Annotated in this window: 22 protein-coding genes; 6 read left to right on the plus strand and 16 right to left on the minus strand. The window is 67.2% G+C overall.

The genetic code is table 11. The features are described 5' to 3' along the window. Positions 1-3: 3 nt before the first annotated feature. The 3 genes from alr to glmS all read right to left on the minus strand — a co-directional run bounded on the left by alr (position 4) and on the right by glmS (position 4591). Positions 4-1206: an alanine racemase gene (gene alr / locus CH274_RS17200; protein ID WP_094658300.1), complete on the minus strand. Its 1203-nt coding sequence runs from the start codon at positions 1204-1206 to the stop codon at positions 4-6. Positions 1207-1286: 80 nt separating this feature from the next. Next, complete coding sequence (locus CH274_RS17205) at positions 1287-2720, minus strand: NAD(P)H-hydrate dehydratase (RefSeq protein ID WP_094658301.1); 1434 nt, start codon at positions 2718-2720, stop codon at positions 1287-1289. An 8-nt stretch (positions 2721-2728) separates the two neighbouring features. After that, on the minus strand, positions 2729-4591 hold the full coding sequence (glmS, locus tag CH274_RS17210) for a glutamine--fructose-6-phosphate transaminase (isomerizing) (RefSeq protein WP_032397509.1): 1863 nt from the start codon (positions 4589-4591) through the stop codon (positions 2729-2731). 98 nt (positions 4592-4689) lie between these two features. On the opposite strand from glmS, the gene CH274_RS17215 reads away from it, so the two are divergent. Then, positions 4690-5550: a dienelactone hydrolase family protein gene (locus CH274_RS17215; protein WP_094658302.1), complete on the plus strand. Its 861-nt coding sequence runs from the start codon at positions 4690-4692 to the stop codon at positions 5548-5550. Between the two features lie 22 nt (positions 5551-5572). Here the strand turns inward: CH274_RS17215 and CH274_RS17220 are convergent, their stop codons facing one another. From CH274_RS17220 to CH274_RS17230, 3 genes are read right to left on the minus strand one after another with little or no spacing between them, the layout of a single operon-like run. Next, the gene (locus CH274_RS17220) at positions 5573-5842 is read right to left on the minus strand and encodes a hypothetical protein (protein WP_143546599.1); all 270 of its coding nucleotides are present in this window, start codon (positions 5840-5842) and stop codon (positions 5573-5575) included. Continuing rightward, positions 5839-7725 carry a hypothetical protein gene (locus tag CH274_RS17225; protein ID WP_094658304.1) on the minus strand — a complete coding sequence of 629 codons (1887 nt, stop codon included), beginning with the start codon at positions 7723-7725 and terminating at the stop codon, positions 5839-5841. Before CH274_RS17225 ends, CH274_RS17220 begins: the two co-directional genes overlap by 4 nt. After that, complete coding sequence (locus CH274_RS17230; protein WP_094658305.1) at positions 7722-8027, minus strand: type VII secretion target; 306 nt, start codon at positions 8025-8027, stop codon at positions 7722-7724. The genes CH274_RS17225 and CH274_RS17230 overlap by 4 nt, the downstream gene beginning before the upstream one ends. 151 nt (positions 8028-8178) lie before the next feature. Here CH274_RS17230 and CH274_RS17235 point away from each other — a divergent pair, with 151 nt between their 5' ends. Beyond that, positions 8179-9219: an LLM class F420-dependent oxidoreductase gene (locus tag CH274_RS17235; RefSeq protein ID WP_032397514.1), complete on the plus strand. Its 1041-nt coding sequence runs from the start codon at positions 8179-8181 to the stop codon at positions 9217-9219. A gap of 4 nt (positions 9220-9223) precedes the next feature. On the opposite strand, the gene glmM is transcribed toward CH274_RS17235, so the two are convergent. The 8 genes from glmM to eccCa form a co-directional block, all read right to left on the minus strand. Next, positions 9224-10579: a phosphoglucosamine mutase gene (glmM, locus tag CH274_RS17240; protein WP_094658306.1), complete on the minus strand. Its 1356-nt coding sequence runs from the start codon at positions 10577-10579 to the stop codon at positions 9224-9226. A 106-nt stretch (positions 10580-10685) separates the two neighbouring features. Continuing rightward, positions 10686-11210: a 30S ribosomal protein S9 gene (rpsI, locus tag CH274_RS17245; RefSeq protein WP_032397516.1), complete on the minus strand. Its 525-nt coding sequence runs from the start codon at positions 11208-11210 to the stop codon at positions 10686-10688. Continuing rightward, positions 11207-11650: a 50S ribosomal protein L13 gene (rplM, locus tag CH274_RS17250; protein WP_032397517.1), complete on the minus strand. Its 444-nt coding sequence runs from the start codon at positions 11648-11650 to the stop codon at positions 11207-11209. The genes rpsI and rplM overlap by 4 nt, the downstream gene beginning before the upstream one ends. A 199-nt stretch (positions 11651-11849) precedes the next feature. After that, positions 11850-12191, minus strand: a complete 342-nt coding sequence (locus CH274_RS17255) for a TraR/DksA C4-type zinc finger protein (RefSeq protein WP_052050160.1) — start codon at positions 12189-12191, stop codon at positions 11850-11852. A 124-nt stretch (positions 12192-12315) separates the two neighbouring features. Continuing rightward, positions 12316-12597 (minus strand): WXG100 family type VII secretion target, encoded by a 282-nt coding sequence (locus CH274_RS17260; RefSeq protein ID WP_032397518.1) that lies wholly within the window; start codon positions 12595-12597, stop codon positions 12316-12318. A gap of 64 nt (positions 12598-12661) precedes the next feature. Further along, complete coding sequence (locus CH274_RS17265; protein WP_032397519.1) at positions 12662-13027, minus strand: WXG100 family type VII secretion target; 366 nt, start codon at positions 13025-13027, stop codon at positions 12662-12664. A gap of 159 nt (positions 13028-13186) precedes the next feature. Further along, entirely contained in the window at positions 13187-14641 is a 1455-nt protein-coding gene (locus CH274_RS17270) for a type VII secretion-associated protein (protein ID WP_094658307.1), read from the minus strand. Then, entirely contained in the window at positions 14638-18636 is a 3999-nt protein-coding gene (eccCa, locus tag CH274_RS17275) for a type VII secretion protein EccCa (RefSeq protein WP_094658308.1), read from the minus strand. The genes CH274_RS17270 and eccCa overlap by 4 nt, the downstream gene beginning before the upstream one ends. 212 nt (positions 18637-18848) lie before the next feature. On the opposite strand from eccCa, the gene CH274_RS17280 reads away from it, so the two are divergent. From CH274_RS17280 to mycP, 3 genes are all read left to right on the plus strand, one after another. Then, the gene (locus CH274_RS17280) at positions 18849-19838 is read left to right on the plus strand and encodes an LLM class flavin-dependent oxidoreductase (RefSeq protein ID WP_032397521.1); all 990 of its coding nucleotides are present in this window, start codon (positions 18849-18851) and stop codon (positions 19836-19838) included. Positions 19839-19966: 128 nt separating this feature from the next. Continuing rightward, positions 19967-21634, plus strand: coding sequence for a type VII secretion integral membrane protein EccD (gene eccD, locus CH274_RS17285; protein WP_094658309.1), 1668 nt, complete (start codon positions 19967-19969; stop codon positions 21632-21634). A gap of 50 nt (positions 21635-21684) precedes the next feature. Further along, positions 21685-23022 (plus strand): type VII secretion-associated serine protease mycosin, encoded by a 1338-nt coding sequence (mycP, locus tag CH274_RS17290; protein WP_143546600.1) that lies wholly within the window; start codon positions 21685-21687, stop codon positions 23020-23022. Positions 23023-23029: 7 nt separating this feature from the next. Here the strand turns inward: mycP and eccB are convergent, their stop codons facing one another. Further along, positions 23030-24523, minus strand: coding sequence for a type VII secretion protein EccB (eccB, locus tag CH274_RS17295; RefSeq protein WP_256981003.1), 1494 nt, complete (start codon positions 24521-24523; stop codon positions 23030-23032). 93 nt (positions 24524-24616) lie between these two features. Here eccB and eccE point away from each other — a divergent pair, with 93 nt between their 5' ends. Further along, positions 24617-26311, plus strand: a complete 1695-nt coding sequence (gene eccE, locus CH274_RS17300) for a type VII secretion protein EccE (RefSeq protein ID WP_094658311.1) — start codon at positions 24617-24619, stop codon at positions 26309-26311. Positions 26312-26318: 7 nt separating this feature from the next. On the opposite strand, the gene CH274_RS17305 is transcribed toward eccE, so the two are convergent. Continuing rightward, positions 26319-26885 (minus strand): NADPH-dependent FMN reductase, encoded by a 567-nt coding sequence (locus CH274_RS17305; RefSeq protein WP_094658312.1) that lies wholly within the window; start codon positions 26883-26885, stop codon positions 26319-26321. Between the last annotated feature and the right edge of the window lie 19 nt (positions 26886-26904).

Raw genomic sequence — 26904 nt, forward strand, 5'->3', positions numbered from 1 at the left:
GATCTAGATCGTCGCCTCCCCTGAGCGAGCGCCGACGAACCGTCGCCGAACACGTCCACGAACGCCGGTCACGACTTCGTAGCTGATGGTCTCGAGCGCGTCTGCCCAATCCTGGGCGTGCGCCTCTCCCCTGTCCCCTGGTCCGAACAGTAACGCCTCGTCGCCGACTGCGACACCCGAGTCACTGCCGCCGAGGTCGACGACGAACTGATCCATGCACACGCGCCCGACGGAGGGATAGCGACGACCTGCGATGGTCACCTCGAACCGCCCGCTGAGGCGACGGACGACCCCGTCGGCGTATCCGAGAGCGACGAGGGCGACCACGGTGTCGGCGGGAGCGGTCCAGGTGTAGCCGTAGGACACAGATTCACCTTCGCTCACCATCTTGATGTTCGCCACCTGCGCCGTGAGAGTCATGACCGGGTGCAAGTCGAACGTTCCCAGTTCGGGCACCGGGGACAGGCCGTACAGAGCAATACCCGGGCGGACCATGTCGAAACCGAGATCGGGTCTGGTCAGCGCCGCTGCCGAGTTGGACAGGTGCACGACGGCGGGAGGGGTTCCGCGCCGGGTGGCGCGCCGCACCGCGTCGCGAAGCCGCTCGGCCTGGGCGTCGTTTGCGGGGTGAGCCGGTTCGTCGGAGCAGGCCAGATGCGAGAACATTCCGGTCAATCGCACAGCGCCCTCCGCGACCGCGAGCGCAGTAGCGTCGAGAACGGCGTCGAGATCCGGTTCCGCGACCCCGTTGCGATTGAGCCCGGTATCGATCTTGAGCGAGAGATCAGCGGTGGAACCGACCCTGCGTGCAGCGTCGACCACAGCGTCGAGCTGGCCAGCCGTGGATACCCCGATCCCGACCTGCCCGGCTATCGCCGCTGCGAAATCGGAGTCCGTTCGGTGCAACCACGCCAACACCGGGACGGTCACACCCGCAGCACGGAGCTCGAGGGCCTCACCGATGGTGGTGACGCCGAGCTCCTGCGCCCCCGCGGCGACCGCGGCGCGTGCTACCTCGACAGCACCGTGGTTGTATCCGTCGGCCTTGACGACCGCCATCACGGCGGCGTCCCCGGCGAACTGCTGCAACACGCGGACGTTGTGCGCAACTGCGTCGAGGTCGACGGTCGCGACGGCACCCGAACCCGTCCGAGGATCGGTCTTCTCGTCGCCACAACCGATACTCACAACATTCGATAGTGCCATCCGAGCCGCGGATACGACGGATCAGGGTGCCACAACCCGTGACACATCCGACATCGAACGTGGGCCACGCACGACCGGGGTCACATCGTGAGCGAGCGCACGGTTCGGATGGCGTCGCGGATGGACTCGCACAGTGGGCTCGCAGAAATGGGTGCCGCGAACTCTCCGTCCGACCCGTGAGCCGCACGGGCCGCGGCCAGTGCGTGGACCTTCGCGCCGCAGGCAGCCGCAGTGGACGGCGCCATCCCCGACGCGAGCAGGGCCCCGAGGATGCCCGACAGTACGTCGCCCGAGCCCGCGGTCGACGCCGCCGACCCTCCGGCGTCGCTGACGAACGTGGTGCCGTCCGCATCGGCGACGATCGTCGCTCGTCCCTTGAGGAGCACGGTGACGCCCCAGCGCGCGGCGAGATCTCGGACCGATCCCACTCGGTCGGGTGCCGGATCGGATCCGGTCAGGCGGGCGAACTCCCCGGCATGCGGGGTCAGCAGAGTCGGTGCCGCACGTCCGGCGACCCAGCGCTCGTTGCGGGCGAGGACCGTGAGCGCGTCCGCGTCGACGACGACGGGCAGATCCGTGTCCAGAACTCGACGCACGATCTCCGCCGACTCCTCGTCGGTGCCGAATCCGGGACCGACCACCCACGCCTGCACCTTCCCTGCCGCGTCGAGATTCGGGGCGGACACGACCTCCGGGTAGTGCGAGACGACCTCTGCGCCTGCGCTACCCACGTAGCGGACCATTCCGGAGGTCGCCGCGACCGCCGCCCCCACACAGAGCAGCGCGGCACCGGGGAACGTGTCGCTGCCGGCCAGAACACCCACCACCCCCTGCGAGTACTTGTCGTCGGTAGCTGTCGGGATCGGCCATATCCGTCCCACGTCGACCGGCTCGAAGGAGGTCATCGCCGGAGCCGGCAGCTCCAGGCCGATGTCCACGAGTTCGATTCGGCCGCAACGAGGTACGGCCAACGCGTGAACCGGCTTGCGCGCACCGAACGTCACCGTCACAGCGGCCGACACGGCAGGCCCCGGTGCCGCACCGGTCTCCGCGTCGACTCCACTGGGCACGTCCACGGCCACGATCGGAGCAGTGATCTGCTCGACCACCGCAGCAGCATCGGGCCGCAACGGGCCCTTGCCGGAAATGCCCACGATGGCGTCGACCACGAGATCGGCAGGTCCGCACCTGGTCACCACGCGTCCACCCGACGATCGCAGGGCCGCGAGACCCTCGGGGTGCACCCGCGTCGGATCGAGTAGGAGTGCCGACACCGAGACGCCGCGCCGACGCAGGAACGCCCCTGCCCACAGACCGTCGCCGCCGTTGTCGCCGGTACCGACCAGAATCGTCACCCGCCGCCCCACGACGCCGCCCGTACGCACGGTCAGCTCGCCTGCCACGACCGCGGCCAATCCGTACGCGGCGCGGCGCATCAGCACGCCGTTCGGCAGGGAATCCAGCAGCGGCGCTTCCGCGTTCCGAATCTGCTCGGGTGTGTAGTAGCCGCGCATGCCGATCGCTACTCGACGGTGACGGACTTGGCCAGGTTGCGCGGCTTGTCCACGTCGTAGCCGCGTGCCTGGGCGACCTCGGCGGCGAAGACCTGAAGCGGGATCGTCGACAACAGCGGCTGCAACAGCGTCGAGGCCGCCGGGATCTCGATCAAGTTGTCCGCGAAGGGCCGCACTGCCTCGTCGCCCTCTTCGGCGATGACGACCGTTCTCGCACCACGCGCCTGGATCTCGCGAATGTTGCTCAGCATCTTCGAGTGCAACACTGCCCGACCCTTGGGCGAAGGCATCACGACGATCACCGGGACACCGTCCTCGATGAGCGCGATGGGACCGTGCTTGAGCTCGCCCGCCGCGAAACCCTCGGCGTGCATGTACGCGAGTTCCTTGAGCTTGAGCGCGCCCTCGAGAGCAACGGGGTATCCGACGTGTCGGCCGAGGAACAGAATGGTCGTGGCTGTCGAGAGCTCGCGCGCGAGTGCCCGAACCGGTTCGACCGTTTCGAGCACCCGCTGCACCAACTCGGGCATCGCTTCGAGTTCGGCGAATTCGCGCGCGACCTCGTCGGGGTACTTGGTGCCGCGAGCCTGCGCCAACGCCAGTCCGACGAGATAGTTCGCGGTGACCTGGGCGAGGAAGGCCTTGGTCGACGCGACGCCGATCTCCGGACCGGCCCGCGTGTAGAGCACGGCGTCGGCCTCACGTGGAATCTGCGAGCCGTTGGTGTTGCACACCGCGAGAACCCGCGCCTTCTGGTCCTTGGCGTGCCGAACGGCTTCGAGTGTGTCCGCAGTCTCACCGGACTGCGAGATGGCCACGACGAGGGTCGAACGGTCGAGAACCGGGTCGCGGTACCGGAATTCGCTGGCCAGTTCAACCTCGACCGGCAGCCGGGTCCAGTGCTCGATCGCGTACTTGGCCAGCAGGCCGGAGTGGTACGCGCTACCGCAGGCCACGACGAACACCTTGTCGACGTCGCGCAGCTCCTGGTCGGACAGTCGCTGCTCGTCGAGCACGATTCGACCGTTGTCGAAGTGACCGAGCAACGTATCCGCCACAGCAGCGGGCTGCTCCTGGATCTCCTTGAGCATGAAGTAGTCGTGGCCGCCCTTCTCGGCGGCTGCCAGGTCCCAGTCGATTCGGAACGGACGTCCCTGCGCCTCGTTGCCCTCGAAATCGCTGATGTCGTAGCCGTCGGCGGTGATGACGACGACCTGATCCTGCCCGAGTTCGACGGCGTCGCGGGTGTGCTCGATGAACGCAGCGACGTCGGACCCGAGGAACATCTCACCCTCGCCGACACCGAGTACCAGGGGCGTCGAGCGACGAGCCGCGACGATCGTGTCCGCGTGATCGGAATGGGTGAACACCAGGGTGAACGCACCCTCGAGGCGACGCAGAACTGCTTTCGCGCTGGCCACGAAATCGCCGGCCGTCGGGCCGTCGGCGTAGGCCCGCGAGACGAGATGGACGGCCACCTCGGTGTCGGTGTCGGACAGGAACTCGATTCCGACTGCTTCCAGTTCCGCACGCAGCGGACCGAAGTTCTCGATGATGCCGTTGTGCACCACCGCGACGGTGCCGGACGCGTCCCGATGCGGGTGCGCGTTGCGGTCGGTGGGACGGCCGTGCGTCGCCCAACGGGTGTGTCCCATTCCGGTGGTGCCGACGAACGTGTCGGTGCCGATGTCGTCCAGTTCCGCTTCGAGATTGGCCAGGCGACCGGCCTTGCGCTCGACTGCCGTCGCTCCCGCGCCGTCGAGAATTGCTATGCCCGCAGAGTCGTAACCCCGATATTCCATACGCCGAAGCGCCTCGACCACCACACCCAGAGCTGGGCGGTGGCCGACGTAACCCACGATTCCGCACATGGACAATCAGGGTACTCGGCGGGGCGCGCACGACCCATTCGCTCGGGTGGACGTGTCCCCGTCACCTGACGCGCCGCGGTTCGGTAGCGTCATCTCTCGTGGCGAAACCGAAGAAGCTGGCATCTGCTCTCTCCAAGCGCGGCCCGCACAAGGTGCTCCGAGGCGACCTGGCCCTCGCCGGGCAACCCGGTGTCGTCTATACCCCCGCCGAGGGCTTCGGCCTGCCCGGCGTGGCCTTCGCACACGGCTGGATGCTGCGCCCCCAGCACTACACCGACACCCTGAAGCATCTCGCGTCCTGGGGCATCGTGGTTGCGGCACCGGATACCGAGCGCGGGCTCGTACCGTCCCATCGCGGTCTTGCCACCGATCTGGGCACTGTGCTCGACATCATGACGGGCGTCCGATTGGGCCCGGGCAACATCAGCGTGCATCCGGACAAACTCGCCACGGCCGGTCACGCGATGGGTGCAGGCACCGCAGTTCTCGCCGCCTCCCGGCGATCCGACATCAAGGCCGTCGCCGCGCTGTTCCCCGCTCCGACGGCACCCTCGTCCGAGGACGCCGCCGCGGGCCTCACCGTGCCGGGACTCGTCGTCGGAGACAATTCGAACGCCGACTCGCTCACCGACAACTCACTCGCGCTCGCCCAGGCCTGGAACGGACCGTCCATTCTGCGGCGAGTCGACGGCTCGACGGCAGACGGATTCGTCGAAGGCCGCCGGATCCTCGGCGCACTCGGCATGAACAAGCCCGACCGCAAGACTCAGCAACGCACCCGCGCCGTCCTCACCGCCTTCCTGCTGTTCCATCTGACCGGCGACTCCGACTACGAAGAACTGGCCGGAACCGCAGGAGACATCGACGGCACCCGAGCGGTCGATCCGCATGCCCCACTGGACGAGCAGCCCAAGCCCAAGGCCACGGCTTCGATCAAGGCGTTGCTCGGACGGGGCTAGTCCCCATCGTCACCGAACGGTGTCACACCAGCCACGATCGCGGCCCGTCGTCGGGGTCGGTCTCGACACGCGGTTGGGGTTCTCGCCGGTCCAGGTGAGCCGGTTGCAGCACCGAGCCCGACCTCGGCTCGACGTCGGAGTCCGCTCCGCTCACCTCGGCCGAACGTCGGTCGTCTCGGTCGACTGCAGGAGCCTGCGCCCGGCTCAACGCCTCGGCCGCCCGCGACATCGCGGCCCGGTGCTCGTCGCGTATTCGATGCAGCTCCCGTCGCCACCCAGTGTCGGTGCTCACAGCGCCCCTGCTTCGCTCAGGCCCGCACCCGTGCTCGGGGCGGCGGGCTGTGCATCGGCCACCGGTCTGTCGGCAGCCACCGGGTGTTGTTCGGCGGGCTGCTCGAGGTCGGGCGATTCGGGTGAGCACTGCGCCTGCACATCCGAATCGGCCTCGGACGGAAGCACCGGCTCGGTCGCAGGGACCGGCTCGGGGTGGGGCACCGGCTCGGTCGCAGGCACCGGCTCGGATGGGAGCACCGATTCCGCCGCAGGGACCGGCTCGGTCGCAGGCACCGGTTCGGACGAGAGCACGGGTTCGGACGAGAGCACGGGTTCGGACGGCAACGCCGAAGCCGGTACGTCCACCGCGTCGGCGACTCCGGGAATCTCGACGATCTCGGGTAGGCCGAACGGTCCTATTCTGATCTCGAACGAGCGTGTTCCGAGTCCGGGAGTCTCGAGTTCGAGGGACACCACACCGTCGTGTTCGAGCGCGATGCGGGCCCGATGCCCATCGAGCTCGGCCTCGAGATGACCACGCTCGTCGCCGGGCGTGGGCGACGCCTGCCCGGGCGGCGGCAGCGGAGCCGGCTCGGGTCGCCGGTCGCCGGTCCCGTCCGGAGCAGCGTCCTTCGTATCGTTCTCACCGGCCCGGCTCTCGACTGCGGTGTCGCCGGAGCCGTCGAGATCTCGACCGTCGATCGTCTCGGTCAGAGCATCGTCGATCCGGTCGACGATGCCGGCGACGACTCGATCCACGAGCCCGTCCAGAGAATCCCCCACCTCGTCACCGGCGGGGTTGTCAGCGGTCGGATATCCGGCCGAAAGCGCGGTGTCTGCGCCGGCCGGTCCGTGGCCGCCCGGCACTGACGCCGCCGGTCCGACCGCAGCAGGTCCGACCGCCGCAGGTCCGACCGCCGCAGGTCCGACCGCAGCAGGTCCGACCGCCGCAGGTCCGACCGCGGCCGAACCGACGGCTGCAAGTTCGGCTCCGGAAACGGCCGGTGCAGAACCGATCTCGGCCGGACCCAGGTCGACGGACGAGCCGTCGGGCCGCGGCCACAGCGCCGACGCCCCGGGTTCCATCGCCCAACTGCTCTCGTCGACTTCGCCGAACGATGGCTCGTGAACACTTCCCAGAACGTCCACCACCAATGCCAGACATCTTTCGACGGCGATGTCCGTGGCAGTACATGCTGCGAGGACTGCCTCGCACGTACCCTGCACCCGCGGTACGAACTCGGTGTCGATCCATCGCCTGCAGCGTTCGGTCACCTCGGCGGCGAACTCGTCGGAGACATCACCGCCGAGCGCCCTGTCCTTCAGATCCTCGAACGCAGACGCCAATCGCGGGAACACCGCCTCTCGATCTACCGGGAGGCACTCGATTCCCGACGCAACGACGATCGCGTCGATCTGGTCGACATCTTTGCCGTCCACCAGCTCGATGTCGATGCCGCCGACGAGCTCGGCCTTGTCGGTCACGGCGTCACGGAGAACGTCGACGGCCGCACACATCGTTTGATGAGAGTCCTCGATCGACGCCAGGAACTGAGAAGCCTTCTCCTGTTCGGCCGAGAGGTAGGTCCGAACCGCCTCCCCCGCATCACCGTGCCAGCGCAACTGAAGGACCCGGCGAAGTTGCACCTGCTCCTCGAGTTGATCGGTGAGTACGGCGGACACCGTCCCGACGGCGTCGGCATCGGCTCCGAGCGCGCCCAGGTTCAGTCCGCGCTGCTCGTCGTACCTGGCGCACACGTCCTGATATCGCGGGATGTCGACGCCCGGGACGCGACTCGCCAGCGGCAGGAAGCGCTCGAAGTACAGCAGTCCTTCTGCGTTGGCATCGAGAATGTCGTCGATCGACGCCCCGTCACCGGACGAGGCCGACGGAAGTGTCACCGGTGTGACTCGATCGCGTACGAGGCGGCGTCGTCCTGTTGCTCGTACTCGTTCATCGCGGTGGTGAGGGCTTCGGAAATGTCCTCGACCGAGGACCGCCAGGCCCTGACTGCACGCCCGAGCCCGAGGTGCGCCTGGGAATAGGCAGCGCCGAGGTCACCGTAGTTCCGTCCTGCCCCCGCGGTACCGAAGCCTGCGTCCGCCACGGAATCGGCGGCGTCGCCGAGCGCCTCCGCCGACAACGCCAATGCATCCGCTACGCCGCGAACTCGGTCCACGTCCACCCGAACCCCATCGCTCATACGTTCCCGTCCCCCCTCGCAGTGCCCCTATCTCACTATGACGTGCGCCGACTCACATCGGTTCCGCAGAGAGCGGTAACGTCCCGATGTGAAATGTCAGTAACAGGTACCTGAAGTGGCTGCACCAGCTGCTCACCGAACGAGGAGTCCCATGCACATCGGAACGATGCTGAACTACAGCGGTGGTTTCAACGAGACCGTCGCCGAGGTGGCCGAGCTCGAGAAGGCGGGTCTCGACATCATTTTCGTGCCCGAGGCCTACTCGTTCGACGCCGTCAGCCAACTCGGGTTCCTCGCGGCCAAGACGAGCACGATCAAGATCGCCTCCGGCATCTTCCAGATCTACACCAGGACTCCGTCACTGACCGCCATGACCGCCGCCGGTCTCGACTACGTCTCCGACGGCCGGTTCGTACTCGGACTGGGCGCGTCGGGACCACAGGTCGTCGAGGGCTTCCACGGCGTCAAGTACGACGCACCCATCGCCCGAACCCGCGAGGTCATCGAGATCTGCCGCCAGGTCTGGCGCCGCGAGAAGGTGCAGCACCAGGGCAAGTACTACCAGATTCCACTGCCCGCCGACCGGGGAACCGGCCTGGGCAAGCCCCTGAAGCTGATCAATCACCCTGTGCGCGACCGCATTCCGGTCGTCATCGCCGCCCTCGGACCCAAGAATGTCGAACTCACCGCCGAGATCGCCGAAGGTTGGCAGCCTATCTTCTACTTCCCGGAGAAGGCCGCCGACGTGTGGGGCGAGTCGCTCGCCGCAGGCAAGGCCAAGCGTGACCCGTCACTCGGCGAACTGCAGGTCTTCGCAAGTCCCACCCTCGCCATCGGCGAGGATGCGGAGAAGTACCTCCCCTGGGTCAAGCCACACCTGGCGCTGTACATCGGCGGCATGGGAGCCAAGGGCAAGAACTTCTACAACTCCTTGGCCCAGCGATACGGGTACGAGGCCGAGGCCGAGAAGATCCAGGACCTGTACCTGGCAGGCAAGAAGGAGGAGGCCGCCGCGGCAGTGCCCGACGAGCTCGCTCGCGCGGTCAACCTCATCGGCCCGGAAAGCTTCGTCAAGGAGCGAGTGGCAGCTTTCGCCGAGGCCGGTGTGACCACTCTCAACGTCGCGCCGCTCGCCGAGAACACCGCAGGACGCGTCGCGCAGCTGACCGCACTGCGCGAACTCACCGCCTGAGACGTCAGACCGACGCGACCCGGCCCGCCAGCTCCTCGGCGAGCCGGGTCGCGACGTCGAGTTCGGACGCTTCGACCATCACACGCACCAACTGCTCGGTACCGCTGGGGCGCAACAGAACTCGACCCGATTCACCGAGTTCCCGTTCGGCCGACGCCACCGCGTCCGACACCGACGGTGCCGACGCCACCGCTGCTTTGTCGGACACGCGCACGTTGATCAGCACCTGCGGCAGGGTCCGCATGGCCGACGCCAGATCCGCGAGCGAACGCCCGGTCTGCGCCATCCGCTCCATCAGTCGCAGCGCCGTGGCGATCCCGTCTCCGGTCGTTCCGACCGCGGGTAGCACCACGTGTCCACTCTGCTCGCCACCGAGCGCGAAGCCGCCGCGGCGCAACTCCTCGAGCACGTACCGATCTCCGACCGCGGTGGTGCGCAACGTGATTCCGGCCTCGCGCATCGCAATGTGCAGACCGAGGTTGCTCATCACCGTCGCGACCAACGTGTCGTCGGTCAAGTGGCCCGCGTCGTGCATCGCGATGGCCAGTACCGTCATGATCGCGTCGCCGTCCACCACGGAACCCGACGCATCGACGGCGAGGCATCGGTCCGCGTCGCCGTCGTGCGCGATCCCGAGGTCGGCTCCGTGCTCGACGACGGCCTTCTGCAAACCCTCCAGGTGCGTCGACCCGCACCCGTCGTTGATGTTCAGACCGTCGGGTTCTGCATTGATCGCCACGACCGTCGCACCGGCCCGCCGGTAGATCTCGGGCCCGACGACCGAGGCGGCACCGTGCGAGCAATCGACCACGACGGTCACGCCGTCGAGTCGATGCGATACCGATCCGGCCAGATGGTCGGTGTAGCGCGCCGCGGCGTCGTGCGCGAGTTCGATACGGCCGATCGCGGCACCGGTGGCGTCGTACGGCTGTTCGTCGTTCCGGGAGCGCCCCTCGGGATCGAGGGCAGCTTCTATCCGGTCTTCGACGTCGTCGTCCAGCTTGTGTCCACCGGCAGCGAAGATCTTGATTCCGTTGTCGGGCATCGCATTGTGGGACGCCGAGATCATCACGCCGAGCGCCGCGTCGTATTCGGCGGTGAGGTAGGCGACTGCGGGTGTGGGCAGTACGCCGACGTCGATCACGTCGACACCCGATGCGGTGAGTCCGGCGGACACGGCTGCGCTCAGCATCGCCCCACTCACCCGCGGATCACGACCGACCACTGCGACGGCCCTGACGCCGTCGACGTTCGGTGCCAACACGGCGGCTGCGGCTCGCGCGATCCTCAACGCCAGCTCAGCGGTCAGAACCCCGCCCGCAAGTCCCCGAACTCCGTCGGTGCCGAACAATCGCGCCATGAACCAAGACCCCTTCGAGCGGAGAGAATGTGGTGGAAAATGCCTCGAGGGCAGGCGTCCGATACTGCTGGATGCCTGCCCTCGGGGATGAAACGGGTAAGACGCGTCAGCGCTTGGAGTACTGCGACGCCTTACGGGCCTTCTTCAGGCCGTACTTCTTGCGCTCGACTGCACGCGCGTCGCGCGTGAGGTAGCCCGCGGCCTTGAGCGGCGGGCGATCGTCGGGTGCGAGCTCGATCAGTGCGCGCGAGATGGCCAGACGCAGTGCGCCTGCCTGTCCCGACGGTCCGCCGCCGTGCAGCAGCGCGACGATGTCGAAGGACTCTGCGCGGTCCACCAGAACGAGCGGAGCCTTGATCAGCTGCTGGTGCACCTTGTTGGGGAAGTAATCCTCGAGGGTGCGGCCGTTGAGCTTGAATCCGCCGGTGCCCGAGGACAGCCGAACGCGAGCGACGGCTTCCTTACGGCGACCGACGGTCTGGATCGGGCGATCGAACACGATCGGGGCCGGAGCGGCTGCGGCTTCGATGTCCGAGACGACCTCGGGATCTTCGACTGCCACGAACTCGTCGGCGGCGATCTCTTCGATGTTCTCCTGCGACGTCACGTCATTTCCCTCCGGCGCCGTCACTGGGACACCTGCTTGATCTCGAACGGAACGGGCTGCTGAGCGGCATGCGGGTGGTTCGGTCCCGCGTAGACCTTCAGCTTGCTCGCGATGGCATTACCGAGCTTGTTCTTGGGGATCATGCCGACGACGGCCTTCTCCACGAGACGATCGGGGTTGCTCTCGAGGACCTGACGGGTCGAGCGCGACTTCAGACCGCCCGGATGGCCGGAGTGGTGGTGGTGGAACTTGCCGTCGAGCTTGTTGCCGCTGATGGCAACCTTCTCGGCGTTGATGATGACGACGAAGTCGCCACCGTCGACGTTGGGTGCGTAGGTGGGCTTGTGCTTACCGCGGAGCAGAGTCGCGGCCTGGACGGCGAGGCGTCCGAGCACGACGTCCGTGGCGTCGATCACATGCCACGTCCGGGTGGTGTCCCCGGCCTTCGGGGCGTAAGTAGACACAGAAAATTCCTGTCTTCATGATGTCGCTGCTGGCCAAGACGAGTGGATGCCCTCGGCGGCCAGTTGAGACCCGAGGACAAGAGCTCGATACGCACAGAAGTACGCGGCGAGCCCATACACGCCAACGGGGAACGATACCGGGAGCGGACGCCCAGGTCAAAACACCTCCGCTCGTCGACGCCTCGACTCGTCGACCTCGTCAGCGCAGGCGCACACACTGCATGCATCGACGGGCAGCGGGAAGAGCCTCGAGCCTGATCGCCGGGATCTCGCTTCCGCACCGTTCGCAGGAACCGTAGGTCCCGGCCGTGAGCCGCGAGACCGCCGCGTCGATCTCGCGGATCTCCGACTCGGTGTCGGTGATCAGCGCGGCGATCTTCGCTCGCTCGAACGCGATCGTCGACCCCTCGGGATCGTGCTCGTCGTCGTCGGTGGTCAGCCGCGATCCTTCGATCACCGACGCCAGTTCGGCCCGAAGCGACGCCAGTCGACGGTCGGCACGAGACCGCTCGGCCCCCAGTACTGCTCCGACGTCCGTCACCGAACCAGTAGACACCCGGACCGTCGTCGTGACCAATTTCTCCGGCTCACGAGAACCGAGCTGGAGGAAGACGGAAGCCCCGACCGAGGTCTCGGTCGGGGCTTCCACTCTTCGTGACGACGGGTCAGCGAGCCATCCGCGCCTTGTTGGCCATCTCGACGCCGTGCATCGTCTCGCCACCGGTGCGGGCGGCCGCGACGAGGCTCGACAGAATGAGGTTGAGCTCGTCGGATGCAGAGCTCCACTGACGCTGCAGCTCGTAGTAGGACGTCATCGCGTCGCCCTCCCACGACTGGTAGAGCCGCTTCGCGGTGCTGTCCACGTCCCCGAGAAGGTCCTTGGTCACGTTCGCCTGCTTGTTCATCGCCTCGGTCAGCGCCGCGATCTGCGCGAAGTCGTATTTCATGTCGGATCGGTCTCCTTGGTCGAGCGTGGTCGTGTGGATTGTCGTGTGGTCACCGGATGCACGTTCACGTGAACGAGGACAGTCCCGAATTCAGCGATCCGGCCACCTGGTTCACGGCCGACACGTTGTCGTCGTCGGCGTCCGAGTAGCCGTGGCCGTTCGTCTTGATGTCCGCGGAGATCTGCTCGAGCGCGCTCCGCATCTTCTGCGCACTGGTGTCCCACTGAGCCATGACGTCCTGAAAAGACTTGCCTGCCTTGCCGACCCACGCCTCGGCGGTCTGCTCGACGATCGACCGAACGGCCGAATTGGACGCGTTGATCGACACACTCAGGCCTTCGATCGTGGCACCGGCGGCCACGAGCTCCTGCGGTGTGACCGTGACGCCGTTCGACGAACCCGTAACTTCCGGTCCCCCTGGATATCCCACTTCGACTCCTTGTCTCCGATACTCGATTCACATGCACCCGCGGCGCACGTGCCGATCGACCGAGAGGCCACTGTCGGCCCGCTCACTCCCCTACATCTCCATGGACGCAACGACCCCTCGATTCGGTTCCGGCCGTGCACGAAAAACTGTGGGCCGCTCTCACGACGGCGCAACGATGTCCAAAGTCTGCGTTGCCTGACCGCATTCGGCGTCGATCACCGTCGCGTCGTCTCCCTCGAACTGGCAGCCGATGCTGACCTGAAGGTCGGACTGGACGAACACGCGCCAGAGCACCGTCGAGTCGTCGATCGGTCTCTCGGTGTAGGCGATCCCGACGCGGCCGCCGAAATCGCGGGTGGATTCGAGCGATCCGATGGTGGAATCCGGCCCACGGGCATCGATGGCCGACCGAAGCTCGTCGGCAACCTGCTGCTGCGTCGAACCCGGTGACAGCTCTGCCACGGTGACGACGATCCGACGCTCGGGTGGGGTCGGCGGAATCAGCACCATGCGGTCCGCTTCGTCCACCTTCGTCCAGGTGTCCGGCAACCGCATCGACACCCGCCCGGACACGAACGTCACCGTCTCGACCGGCGTCGTCGGGTCGGTCGTCGTGGCCGGTAGCGGTTCGACGAGGGACGACACAGCACTCGGGGCCTCGGTAGGCGACAACGGTTGCGCTGCAACGCTATCTGAAGCAACGGGAGGACGTCCGGTGAAATACACAGCTGCGCAGACGAATACGATGACCGCTGCCGCCGCACTCACGGCCGCGAGCAGCTGGGGACGCCGCTTGTCCCGCGGCCGCGGCGGGGCGGCCACGTCGTCGAGCCATGCCGCCGATCGCGTCGTCGCAGCACGGACCGATGGCGCGGGGACGAGATCCGCCCCGGCTCGCCGATACAGCGACCGGGCGACATCGAGTCCGGTCAACCATCGAGTGGGGTGATCGACGACGGGATCCTCTCCGGCGCGGGGCGCCGCCACCACGTACACCTCGTCGGGGCAGTTCGTGACCGACGACCGGACGTACTCCCCGACCGCTCGTCGCCAACCGTCGTCGTCACCCGTACCGAAGGGCAGGATCGCGCCGGTGTCTCCGCCGTGCGCCCCCGATTCGTCGAGAACGACGACGGACGTGTCGAGAGGCCCGACTTCGATGACGACCGCGGCGGACGGCGCGCGTTCACCCGACCACGACAGGGCCGCCTCGGCCGTCTCCACGAGCACCACCTCGTTCGCCGAGGTCGCGAACAGTGCACGAAGGATGCCCGTCCGTTGCTCGCCCCAGGTCGACGGATACGCGATCTCGAGCACGTCGAGTCGGTCGTGCACCCCGGCACCGTTCAGGGCCGACCACACGATTCCGTGCAGTACCGCCTCCCGGTCCCACACCGAGCTCCCCACCGGGACCGACGCATCGTCGATACAGAGCAGGGGCGAAATCTCGCCTCCCTCCGTGCCCCGGCCGAACACAAGACGACCACCCTCGGCCGTGGCGAACGCCGATCCGACGCTCTCTCTCGGACCCTCGAAGGCTCCGGCCGTCGCGACGACGGAGATCTGCGTGTAGCCCAGATGCACTGCGGCATAACGCCACGAGGGGCTCGTCAACTCGAATGTCCGAGCTGAACTAGTGCCTGGCCCGAGCGGTCGACGAACACCCCACGTCCGGGCGGCATGGCACTGGGACGTACCGTCCCGAGCAGATTCCCTTCGTCGCGGCTTCCGCTCATGACCAGTCCCGGCGTGACCAGATCGCGCAACCGTCCGATCACCGGGTCGAACAGCGCCCGGCCTGCCCCGCCGGAACGACGCGCCACGATGAGATGCAGCCCGATGTCTCGTGCATGGGGAAGGTGTTCCACCAACGGAGCCAACGGATTTCCCGACGACGTGGCGACCAGATCGTAATCGTCGACGACGACGAACACCTCGGGGCCGTTCCACCACGACCGCTCGCGAAGCTGCTGCTGGGTCACGTCCGCCCCCGGCATGCGGTCGGCCATGCGGCCCGCGAGGTCGACGAGCATGGCCGTCAGCGTCGCCTGCGAGGCCGCGTACCCGGCCAGATGCTCGGAATCGACTGCGCCGAGGAGAGTTCGGCGGTAGTCCGCGACGACGAGTTTGACGGTGTCGGACGAGTTGGCCTCGACGAGCGATCGACAGATTCCGCGCAACAGAGAAGTCTTGCCGCACTCGCTGTCACCGAACACGACGAAGTGTGGATTCTCCGCGAAATCGACCACGACCGGTGCCAACTCGGCTTCGTCGATGCCGATGGGAACTCCGAGCTCGGGGATACCGCCGCGGATTCGTGGCCACGTATCACCGAGCCGATCGACGATCGCGGATCGTTCGAGCAGCTCGGGCAGCATGCGCACCGGCGGTGCCGGGGTTCCCGCAGATGCAGCCGCGATCGCGGCGACCGACTCACCGACCGCGCGAGAGAGTCCGTCGACGGAACAGACGTCGTCCACTCGTGGAAGTGCGATCAGCAGATGCAGCCCGTCCCTGGTCATACCCCGGCCCGGACGCCCTTCGGGAACTCTCGCGGCCTTGGCTCGGCCCATGTCCGAATCCGACGGATCTCCCAGCCGCAGTTCCAGTCGAGTACCGATCAGGTCCTTGGTCGCGGGCCGAACTTCCGCCCACCGAGAGGCGGTGAGGATCAGATGCAGACCGAAGGCGAGGCCCTGCGTCGTCAAGGTTGCGATCTGCTGTTCGAGACTCTCGAAATCGGACCTGATGGACGGCCAGCCGTCGATGACGAGAAAGACGTCACCGAACCGATCCTCGGGGTCGACGGGGTGCGCTGCACGACGCCGTCGGAACTCCGCCATCGAGTCGATCCCGCGATCACGGAAGGTCTTCTCTCGCTGCCGAACGACGCCGGCGACCTCGGCCACGGTCCGCCGAACCCGGTCGACATCGAGCCGGTTGGCCACCGATCCGACGTGCGGCAGATCGGCCAGCCCGGCCAGCGTTCCGCCGCCGAAATCCAGGCAGTAGAACTGGACCTGCGCCGGCGAATGCGTCATCGCGAGCGCCAGGATCAACGACCGAAGCGCCGTCGACTTACCCGATTGCGGGGCACCGACGATGGCGACGTGGCCCGCAGCACCGGACAGATCGACGGTTAGCAGATCACGGCGCTGATCGAAAGGCCGGTCGATGATGCCGATCGGGGCACGCAGGGCGGCGAGCGGACCGATGCGCTCGGTCAGAACCGAGTCGGGCAGCAACCGGTTCAACGTCGGTGCGGTGTCCAGCGGCGGCAACCACACCTCGTGGGCCGGCGTTCCGCGACCCCGAATTCGTCCGACGACCACATCCAACACCGTCGGGCCGGTGCTCCGGGAGTCGACCGGATCCGGTTCTGCCTCGGGCGCAGTGGCAGCCTCGATGCGGCCGAGATCGACCGAGTCGAGCGGTACCGCGTAGGCGGTGAAGGGCCTCGGCCCGATGTCGCCTCCGAGTGAGGGCCGAACGCCAGGACCGGAACGCGGCGGCGAGTACGGGCCGGAGACGTACGCCGCGGCAAACCTGACGATCTCGGCCGAATCGCACTTGAGGTAGCCCGCACCCGGTTGTGCCGGCAGATGATAGGCGTCGGGAACTCCGAGCACCGACCGAGACTCGTTCGCGGAGAACGTCTTCAGGCCTATTCGGTAGGACAGGTGACTGTCGAGACCGCGTAACTTGCCTTCTTCGAGGCGCTGGCTGGCGAGCAGCAGATGCATGTGCAGAGAACGCCCGAGCCGACCGATCGCGACGAACAACTCGGCGAATTCCGGTTGCTGGCTGAGCAATTCCGAGAATTCGTCGACCACCACGAACAAGGCGGGCATCGGTGCCAGATCCGCTCCCGCGGCTCGTGCCCTCTCGTAGTCGGAGACGTTCGCGAAGTTGCCGGCCGAACGCAGCGATTCCTGCCGACGGTTCATCTCACCGGCCAGCGCATCGCGCATTCGATCCACCAACGCCAGGTCCTCGGACAGGTTGGTGATGACCGCGGCCACGTGCGGTGCCGACTCCAGGCCTGCGAACGTCGCACCGCCCTTGAAATCGACGAGCACCAGGTTCAGCTGGTCCGGCGAGTGAGTCGACACCAAGCCCAGCACGAGCGTGCGGAGGAACTCCGATTTTCCCGAACCCGTTGCCCCGATGCACAATCCGTGAGGTCCCATACCGTTCTCGGCGGATTCCTTCAGATCGATCTCGACGGCGCTGCCGTCGGGGGCGACACCGATCGGTACCCGCAGCCTCTCGCGTCCGCGCCGCGTCGTCCACGCTCGGTCCGTGTCGAGTGCACCGACATCGGCGATACCGACCAGGCTGTTCCATCCCGAGATCGGGACTCCGCCGTCGTCGACGACATCGACGACGGACGAGGACGACGGCGCACGATACGGCGACAGGCGTCGAGCCACGGTGTGCGCCTGGGTGGTGCTCATCGAATCCGCGACGGCGAACACCTCGACCGTGGTTCCGCTGACCGCTCCGATGGATCCGTTCTCGGCGAACAGCCGAAGGCCACGCGATGCGGCGAGTCCGGGACACAGGCCGGACAGATCGATGATCGTGACGGAATCGAGGCCCGTGTCGGTGAGATCGGTCGATCGGTTGTCCAGAAGCCCGCCGTCCACCACGATCACCAACTGCACGACGCCTGCGACGGGAACAGCTCCGCGCGCAAACCGATTGCGCATGGACAGCACGTCGCCGAGTGCTCCCTCGAGTTCGAGGAAGCTGCCGAAGATCATCCGAGCGGACCCGGCACCGTCGCGCAGAGCGTCGTGCTGAGTGTGCGGGAGCCACTTGGCCCACTCCCATTGCTGCACGGTGTCCGGCCCGCAGACGATCGCGACAGCGACATGGTCGGGTCCGTGAAAGCTGCACAGCGAGGCCAACATCGCGCGCACCATCGCCCGGGCCGCGTCGCGATCTCCCGATACGGACAGCGCCGCGAATCCTCTCAGTGACACCGCGGTCGGCAGCGCGGCCACCACCGAATGAGCTCGCACGAAGCGGCGCAGAGACACTGCCGAGACGGGTTCGAGTTCTTCCACCGGCCCGGTCTCCGGCGGAACCAGTCGAGTGGCGAGCCGCTGATCCCCACAGCCGACTCGTACGTGCGCGAAATCCGGATCCGACAGTCGCCGTTCCCACATGCGCTCGGTTCCGGCGATCGACCACAACGTCTCGGGTGCCGGGTGACTCCATTCGAGGGCTCTGCGTTGTGCGCGCTCGGTCTCGGCGACGTCGCGGCGGAGCTGATCCAGATAGCGGAGGTAGTCCTTGCGATCCTCGTTCGCCTCGGCCGCACGCGCTCCGCCCGACTTCCCGCCGCCTGCCAACATCCCCACCATGGACATCAACATCATGGCCGGGAACATCAACATCATCGGGTTCGCCGCTGCCCCGGAGGTGAACATCAGCGCGACCATCCCCACCATCGCGGCCACCATCACCAGCGGCATCAGCTTCATCAGCAGATTGCCCGGCACCGCGCGCGGGATCTCGGGTGGCGACTGCAGGGTGACTTCACCGCCGGGAGATCGAGGCACTTCCCGTCTGGCACCGCGAACGAAGCGCACGGTACTCATCGATCCGCCCCCACGGCCACGCCCCCAGAACCCCATCGCGGCGGCCTCCCCCCGAGGCCGCAGGACGACAGGCTAACGCATCGAAGACCGGCCGGTCCACAGCTGCCGTCACGCCCGTCGGACGGTCGAGAAATAGAACGCTGCCCGACGCCGTTGCACATCGATGTGGCTCTTCTGCCGCGTGCTCGACGAACGAAAGGCTGGCCCCAACCGTGTCCGTACCCTTGTCCATCCTCGATCTCGCTCATGTGGGCGAGGGCGAAACAGTCCGCGACAGCTTCGATGCAAGCGTCACTCTCGCTCAGCATGCCGAGAACTGGGGATACCGACGCATCTGGTACGCCGAGCACCACAACATGAAGACGATCGCGTCGTCGGCCACGTCGGTGCTCATCGCGCATGTCGCTGCCAACACCGAGCGAATCCGGCTCGGATCCGGCGGGATCATGCTTCCCAATCACGCGCCGCTGACCATCGCCGAGCAGTTCGGCACTCTGGCGACGCTGCACCCGGGACGGATCGATCTGGGTCTCGGCCGCGCCCCCGGCAGCGACCAGGTGACGATGCGGGCGATGCGGCGAGATCCCGCGTCGGCCGATCGCTTTCCCCAGGATGTCCAGGAACTGCAGGGCTACCTGTCGGCGGAGTCCCTGATTCCCGGAGTGAGTGCGACTCCCGGCGCGGGTACCGAGGTACCGCTGTACATCCTCGGGTCCTCGCTGTTCGGCGCGCAGCTCGCGGCCGCACTCGGCCTGCCCTATGCTTTCGCGTCGCACTTCGCACCCGACGCCCTCGAGCAGGCCGTCGAGATCTATCGGCGAGACTTCCGACCGTCCGCGCAACTGTCGGAGCCGCACCTGATCGTGGGTGTGAACGTGATCGCGGCCGATTCGATGGCCGAGGCACAGGCTCAGTTCCTGCGCACCAAGCGCAGTCGCGTCAGTCTGCTGCTCGGCCGCGGCCGAACCTTCACCGACGAGGAAGCCGACATGGTCCTCGAAGCGCCTGCGGGTCAACAGATCGCGAACATGACCAAGTACTCGGCGGTGGGCACTCCTGACATGGTGAAGGACTATCTCGATCGATTCGCCGAACGCACAGGGGCGGACGAGCTGATCGTCGCGTCCGGTGTGTCCGACCGCGCGTCGTGGCTTCGCTCGTTCGAGTTGCTCGCACAGGTCAGCGATCTGGTTCCTGCCTGAGAGCTGCGCACGTCGCAGGTGGATTCCGACGACCGGTTGCTTGTCTCAGCGATGTCGTAAGGTTTGGACACCGATGCCCACTGGGGCGGGCATCGGCACGCGAATCGTACGTATCCGGGGGGATCTTCATGACACGCGCCGTCAGCCGTCCATCGGCCGGCATTGTGCCACCGCGCACGGCACCTGCCGATCCGACACAGTCGCCCACCGCGCCGGACGCGAGTCGGCGGGCATCGGGCGCACAGTCCGTCTTCGCGCAGGACGTCTGTCGGGTGACGGTGTTGGCCAGGTCCACGCAGGTGGACATGGCGCTGCCGATCGACGTTCCTGTTTCCCTTCTCGTTCCGGGAATCGTCGACATGATTGCGGCGGCGGGAGTGGAGCCCGCGGAACGACCCGGGAGAGCGGGAGTGGAGCCCGCGGAACGACCCGGGAGAGCGGGAGTGGAGCCCGCGGAACGACCCGGGAGAGCGGGAGTGCGGCCTGATTCGGGACGCGGTGAGCCGAGCGACGGGGATCCCGTGTCGGACGGGTTGCCGGTGGCGTGGACGCTTGCGCGGATCGGGTTTCCACCGTTGTCGCCGACTGCGACGTTGGCCGAGCTGTCGGTGCGCGACGGGGAATTGCTCGTGCTGGGTGTGGCCGAGCGGCCCGCTCCGGTTCCCCTGTTCGACGACCTCATGTATTCGGTTGCACGGTCGGGTGGTGACGATGTTCGGCAGTGGACTGCGCGTACGGCGCGCACGGTGGGTTCGGTCGTCACCGGTCTGTCGGTGTTGGTGGCATGCGTGGTCCTGGTGCGTGAGCCGATCCGTGCGGGAGCCGAGCATGTCGGCAGTGTCGTCGAGGGATTCGCTGCCGTCACTGCGTCGATTCTCTTCGCGATCGCGGGGGTGATTCTGGGGCGGGTGTACGACCAGTACGCCGTCGCTGTCGTCTTCGGCGGATGTGCCGTAGCGCTGATGTTCACCGGCGGAACTGTGCTGGTACCCGGGGAGTTCGGTGCGGCTCAGCTGATGCTGGGTTCGGCCATGGCGGGCGCTGTGGCTCTGCTGTCCCTTCGCATCGGCGGGACCGGGTTCGCACTGTTCACCGCTGCGATCGTGCTCGCAGTTCTGACGTTCGCCGCGTCGGTGTGCGCGCTTTTCACCACCGTGCCCCAACCGTCGATCGGCACCGCGGTCGCTCTCACCGGCCTAGCGGGAATTGCGCTCTCTGCCCGGGTGTCGATGATGCAGGCCAAGTTGCCGCTTCCACCGGTTCCCACCGCAGGAGCACCGCTGGACACGGTCGAGGAAGCCGAGCTCGACGCGATCTCGTTCGCGGATCTGCAGGCCTCCGCAGCTGTGGCGCGTAGCTGTCTGTGCGGCCTGCTGTCGGCGTTCACTGTCGCTGTCGTGGCGGGCGTGCTGGTTGCGGCAGCAGCCGATTCCGACGGCGGCGTGCGGTGGCCGGGGGTCGCGCTCGCGGCATTGTGTGCGCTCGTCCTGCTTCTGCGCGGACGCACCTATGCGGTGGTGACGCATGCAGTTCCGTTGGTTGCAGGGGGAACGACGATTCTGCTGGCGCTGTCGATCGGTGCGCTCGTTGCGTTGCCCGAACACGCGCTCGCCCTGTTCGGTGCGGCACTGGCCGGCGCGGTGACGGCATCGATCTTCGGAGCTTTCGTGCCCACACGCACGTACTCGCCGGTGATGCGGCGGTCGGCCGAACTGCTGGAATACGCGGCCATCGCCCTGGTCATTCCGATCGCAGTGTGGGTGTGCGGTCTGTACAGCGTCGTCCGCGGGCTGTGACACCGCGCCGGCAGCGAACGATCGCCATCGCGACGTTCACTGCTCTCGCCCTGTTTTCGAACGCGGTCATCGGGGTGTATCCGGCAGGTGCCGAACGTCCGGTGATCGACCCGTTCCAGCTGCCTCCGCCGAGTCCTCCCGGCCCTCTCGAACCCACGGAACAGAAGAATGCCTGCGCCCTTCCGTCCGCGGCGATCGACGCCCAGGACGTGCCGACCGCGCTGGGGGCGCTCGACTTCGCATCGGTCTGGCCGATCACCCGTGGGGCAGGTCAAGTGGTCGCCGTCATCGACACCGGAGTCACCGCTCATCCACGCCTACCGGGTCTGATCGCCGGCGGTGACTACGTCAGCGCAGGTGACGGGTTGTTCGACTGCGATGCGCACGGGACGATGGTCGCCGGCCTGATCGCCGCACAGACCGCACCGGGCAGCGGATTCGCCGGAGGCGCACCCGATGCACGAATTCTGTCGATTCGTCAGTCCAGCAATGTCTTTCAGATCGTCGACAACAGGTCGGAGGAGGAGCAGGCGGGCGAGCCGGAGAACGCCGCCGGCTACGGCAACGTACGCACGATGGCCATGGCCATCCGAACTGCGGTGGACGCGGGGGCCTCGGTCATCAACATCTCCGAGGTCGCCTGCGTGCCCGCCGGAGGCGGTGTGCCCGACGGTCCGCTCGGTGCGGCCGTGCAGTACGCCGTCCGAGAGAAGAACGTCGTCGTCGTTGCAGCAGCCGGTAATCTCGGCAGCGCGGCCTGCCGGGCCCAGAACCCGATGTCGGACCCGCTTCGGCCCGACGCGGACCCGTGGGCCTCCTTCGCGACCATCGCGACTCCGGCGTGGTTCGACGACGTGTTGACCGTCGGTTCGGTCGAATCGGATGGCACACCATCTTCGTTCAGTCTGGGCGGTCCATGGGTCGACGTCGCGGCTCCTGGTTCGAATATGACCTCACTGTCGCCGACGGGCAGCGGACTGGCGAACGGCACCCGGGGCACCGATGGCGTCGTTCCCATGACCGGAACGAGCTTTGCGGCACCGCTCGTTGCTGCGGTGGCGGCTCTGGTGCGCGACCACCGCCCCGAGTTGTCGGCGCTGGAGGTGGTGGACCGGATCCAACGAACGGCGCATGCGCCGTCCGAGGGGTGGAACCCCCTCGTCGGCCACGGCATCGTCGATCCGCTTGCCGCGGTGACCGATTCGGTGACGGCTGCTCCCCTGTCGGTGCCTGCGGATAGTGTCGCGATGACTGCGCCGTTGCCACCGCCTGCGCCGGATCATCGCCCGCGGACCGCAGCGGTCACCGGTTCGGTGCTGGTGGCGGTGATCCTGGCGCTCGGGCTCGCCCTGTCGGTGCCACTGCGCCGACGGGGTAGGTCCGATTGAACCGGCCCTACTTCGTCGGAAGTGCGGCGGCCCGCGGGTCGGGGCCGACTCCGTCGTGCATCGTCAGTGCCTGCCCGCGCCCCAGAGTGGGCCCGCTGCCGAGCAATTGGAGGATCTGCCATGGTGCGGGTGCCGGCGGTCCGAACCCCAGCGCCGACGCGGCCTCGGGACCATCGACGCCGTAGCGCACTCCGGTGTCGGCCACGAAGAAGACGCTGCCCTGGCGTGTACTCGACGTCGAGATGCCGGTACTGCGTACGAACCCGCCGCTACCGGGTGCCAGATAGACCTGGTCGACGGCGTCACCGCCCCCATCGGCCTGAGCCAACGCAACCGGTAGTGCACCGGTCTCGAGCGGCAACCCACGGCCGGCGGACTCGACCAGTCGAGCAGACGGTCCGCCGTCCGCCACTGCGAGCGGCTCCCACGTCAGGCAGCCCACAGGACGCTCACCGGTATCGACTATCTCGGGAGTGGTCGCCGGGAACGTCGACACCTCCAGTCCGGACGAGGTTGTGGGTGCGTCAGCGAGCAGGTCGGGATTGACGGCTGCGATATCCGGACTGCCCTGCGAATCGGTGAATTTGATGAGCAGGGCCGCTGTTTCGTCGATCGCCTGGATTCCGTCCTCGAGTACCACGTAGTACTGGACGTCGCGCCCGGCGACCTTGACGACCGAACCGATCGTCCGCCCGTCGAACGGGAACGCGGGAGCCTCACCTGCTCGGGGAACGAACGGTGCTGCGATGGGTGGTGATTCGGGCACGGAGTTGAGCAGACCCGTACTGACAGGGGACGGTGTCGCGTCCTCGAGTCCGAGTGCGCGGACCACCGCCCTGTTGTTCAGGTCGACCGGCGATCTGGTGCCGTCGTGCACGAGATACGCAGTGCCGTTGGATGTCCAGAGGAACGCCTCGGACTCGGCGAGCGCAGCCGTGCTGTCGCCGTAGCGAGGACTGCCCACCAGCACCGTCGTCGAGGTCACTCCTGCGATCGGGTCGACGGTGTCGCAGACGGTCCACGACTGCGCGTTGCCGTCGCCGTCGTGCGGCAGCGCAGACGGTGCACCGGGAATACCCACCAGTGCGCCGCGAGGTCGTGACGACAACTCGGATTCCTGGACCGTCGACGGATCGTCCGGTTTGCCGACGATCAATCGAGCCGATGCGAGATTGAGCACCGGATGGAACACGTCGTCCACTTTCACGAACATCGCGCCCGAGTCCTTGCCGACCACGATCGATGCGTCGCCGATCTTGTCCTGTGGCCGAAACAGTGCCAGGGCAGCGCATCCCGCCAAACCGATGCAGGCGATGACGACACCCACCAGCAGCGCTCGCGTCTGCGACCTCATCGGATCGTGCAGCATTCGAGCGTCGCGCCTGATCAACGCGTGTTCCATCCTGCGAACGAGGAAGCGGTAACCGCCGACCTGCCACTTCGTTGTCGGCGTCGACGCCACGATTCCTCCCCAGGACTGTGCAGACGACCCGATCCCCATTCGGGTCACGCGACACAGTACAGTTCGTCCGCACACCTCGGCGACCGTGTTGCGGTCGTCGATGGCTCTGTGACCTTCGGGGGGAGGGTTTCGATGAGGCGTACCGATTCGGCAGGGCGTAGGCGAGCCGCCGTTCCTTTCGTCGCACCCACGGTTCGGCGGGTGATCGTGGCCGAGACCGCGGCCGTGGCGATCGGTCTGCCGCTGTTCGCGGCGCAGATGCGGCCCTGGGCGGTGCTGCTCGTCGCTGCGGCGGTGGCGCTCGTTCCGTTCGTGGCGATCCGGCGCAGATCGGTCGTCGACTGGGTTCGGTCCATCTGGCGGCTCCTCGCCGATCGTTCCCCCGCTGTCGGCGTCACCACGGAACACACCGGCACCGCAGACGGCCCGGTCGGGGTCCATTGGCAGCGCGACACCGTCACCTGCACCCTCGAGATCGTCCCGCCCCGGCACGCCACCACGGTCCTCGGCAGGGCGAGCGCCGCTACACAGCACGCACTTCCCGTCGATGCGTTGGCGTCGTGTCTGCGGCAGCACGACATCGAGGTCCGCGCGATCGACGTCGTCGCACTCGGCTGCCGCAGCTCGGCAGGTTCGGTCGCCACCGAGGTCTACGAGGGACTCATCGGTCCGCTGCCTGCGGTAGCGGTGCGAACCGTCTGGGTAGCAGTGACTCTCGACCTGCGCGCGAATGCTCGGGCGATCGAGGTCAGAGGCGGAGGGAGAGCCGGAGCCGCCCGTACCGCTGTCGTTGCGACCACGCGGGTCCTTCGCGCTCTGCACGCCCACGGTCTGTCCTCGCGACTGTTGACGGGTTCCGAGCTTCGGTCGGCCGTGTTGCACCTGTGCCGAGGGGTCGGTATCGACGATCTGACCCAGACATGGTCGACAGCACCCCTGCCGGGTGCGTCGAGCACGGTGTTCGGAATCGATTGCAGCGCAATCACTGCCGAGGACATCGCCACCCTGTGGGCAACACCGTCACTCGGAACGACGATGTCGTTCCACCTGCAGCCGACCCGCGACACCGGGAAGGTGCGCGTGCGTGGGTCGTGCAGTTTCTCCGCCCGGACACCGATCACGAAGCCTCGTGTACACGCGTTGACCTCGATGAGCGCAAGTCAACGCGACGGCATCCTCGCACAGCTTCCGTTGGCCATACCCGTACCGAAGTCGTTGTCTCCCAGCCGAGTTCTCGATATCTCGTCGGTCGACGAGTTGTTGCTACCGGTGAGTGGCTGCGGCCAGCTGCTGGGATCCGACGCCGGCGGACACGGCGTCGCGGTCCGGCTGTTCGGACCGGGTCTGAGTCGGGTTCGGGTCGTCGGAGAGCTCTACCTCGCTCAGCAACTGCTCTTCCGCGCCATCGCCACCGGTGCCAGAGTCCTCGTCCGCACCGACCGCCCCCATGCCTGGCGAGCGCTCCTCGACGCCATCGGTGCTCCCGATCGACTACTGGTCGACGGCACCACGTTCCGTTCCCGCCCGTCGTACGACGTGATCCTCACCGACTTCGCCGACGGTTCGGCACCCCTTGCGCAACAGGAACTTTCGGGCGTCACCGTGATCTCGTTGTCCGAGCACGTGCCGCGGATCGGCCACACCGAGCAGGAGCCAAGCACCCCGCGACCGGAACCGGATCTGACGATCGTCCAGCCCCATGCGTCGGGTGATCGAATTCGAGTCCGGTCCGGTCCACTCGACGTCGAGTTGACGCTTGTCACGATTCCTCAGGAGACGGCGTTCATCGGCCGGCCCCGGAGCCTGCGCCCCGCCGTGCGTGCTTGACCGATCCTCAACCGGGGTAGTCGGCCCGCCCACGAGCGCCTGCCACCGCGTCCGCCCACCACTCGAGCTGGTCGAGAAGACGCCCGAGGCCGTCGACGGCGGCTGCGTCGTCGATCCGTCCCGACTCGTCGAACCGCTTGCGCACCCGATGCAGCGACACGACGTCTCGGACGGAGACCATGTGCAGTTCGGCGGTGATCTGCCGTAGCTGTTCGGTGGCTCGAATTCCCCCGCCGAGCCCACCGTACGAGACGAATCCCACCGGCTTGCCACGCCACTCGTACTTCACCGTGTCCAGGGCGGTCTTCAACGCACCGGGCACGCCGTGGTTGTACTCGGGGGTGACGAACACGAAGGCGTCGGCGCCGCCGACGGTCCGGGTGAAGCGCTCGGAGTCCTCGCACGGAACGAGCGAGTTCGGCAGATCGAAATCGGCCAAGTCGACCTCGACCACCTCGACCACCTCGACGGTGGCGCGTTCGGCGGCAACACCTCGAACCCAGGAAGCGACGGTCGGTCCCACTCGACCGGCGCGCACACTACCGACGACGACGGCGAGCTGTATCGGCTTCATCGCTTCGACAGTAGACCCG

Source organism: Rhodococcus sp. 06-418-5, from assembly GCF_002258285.1.
GTDB lineage: Bacteria > Actinomycetota > Actinomycetes > Mycobacteriales > Mycobacteriaceae > Rhodococcoides.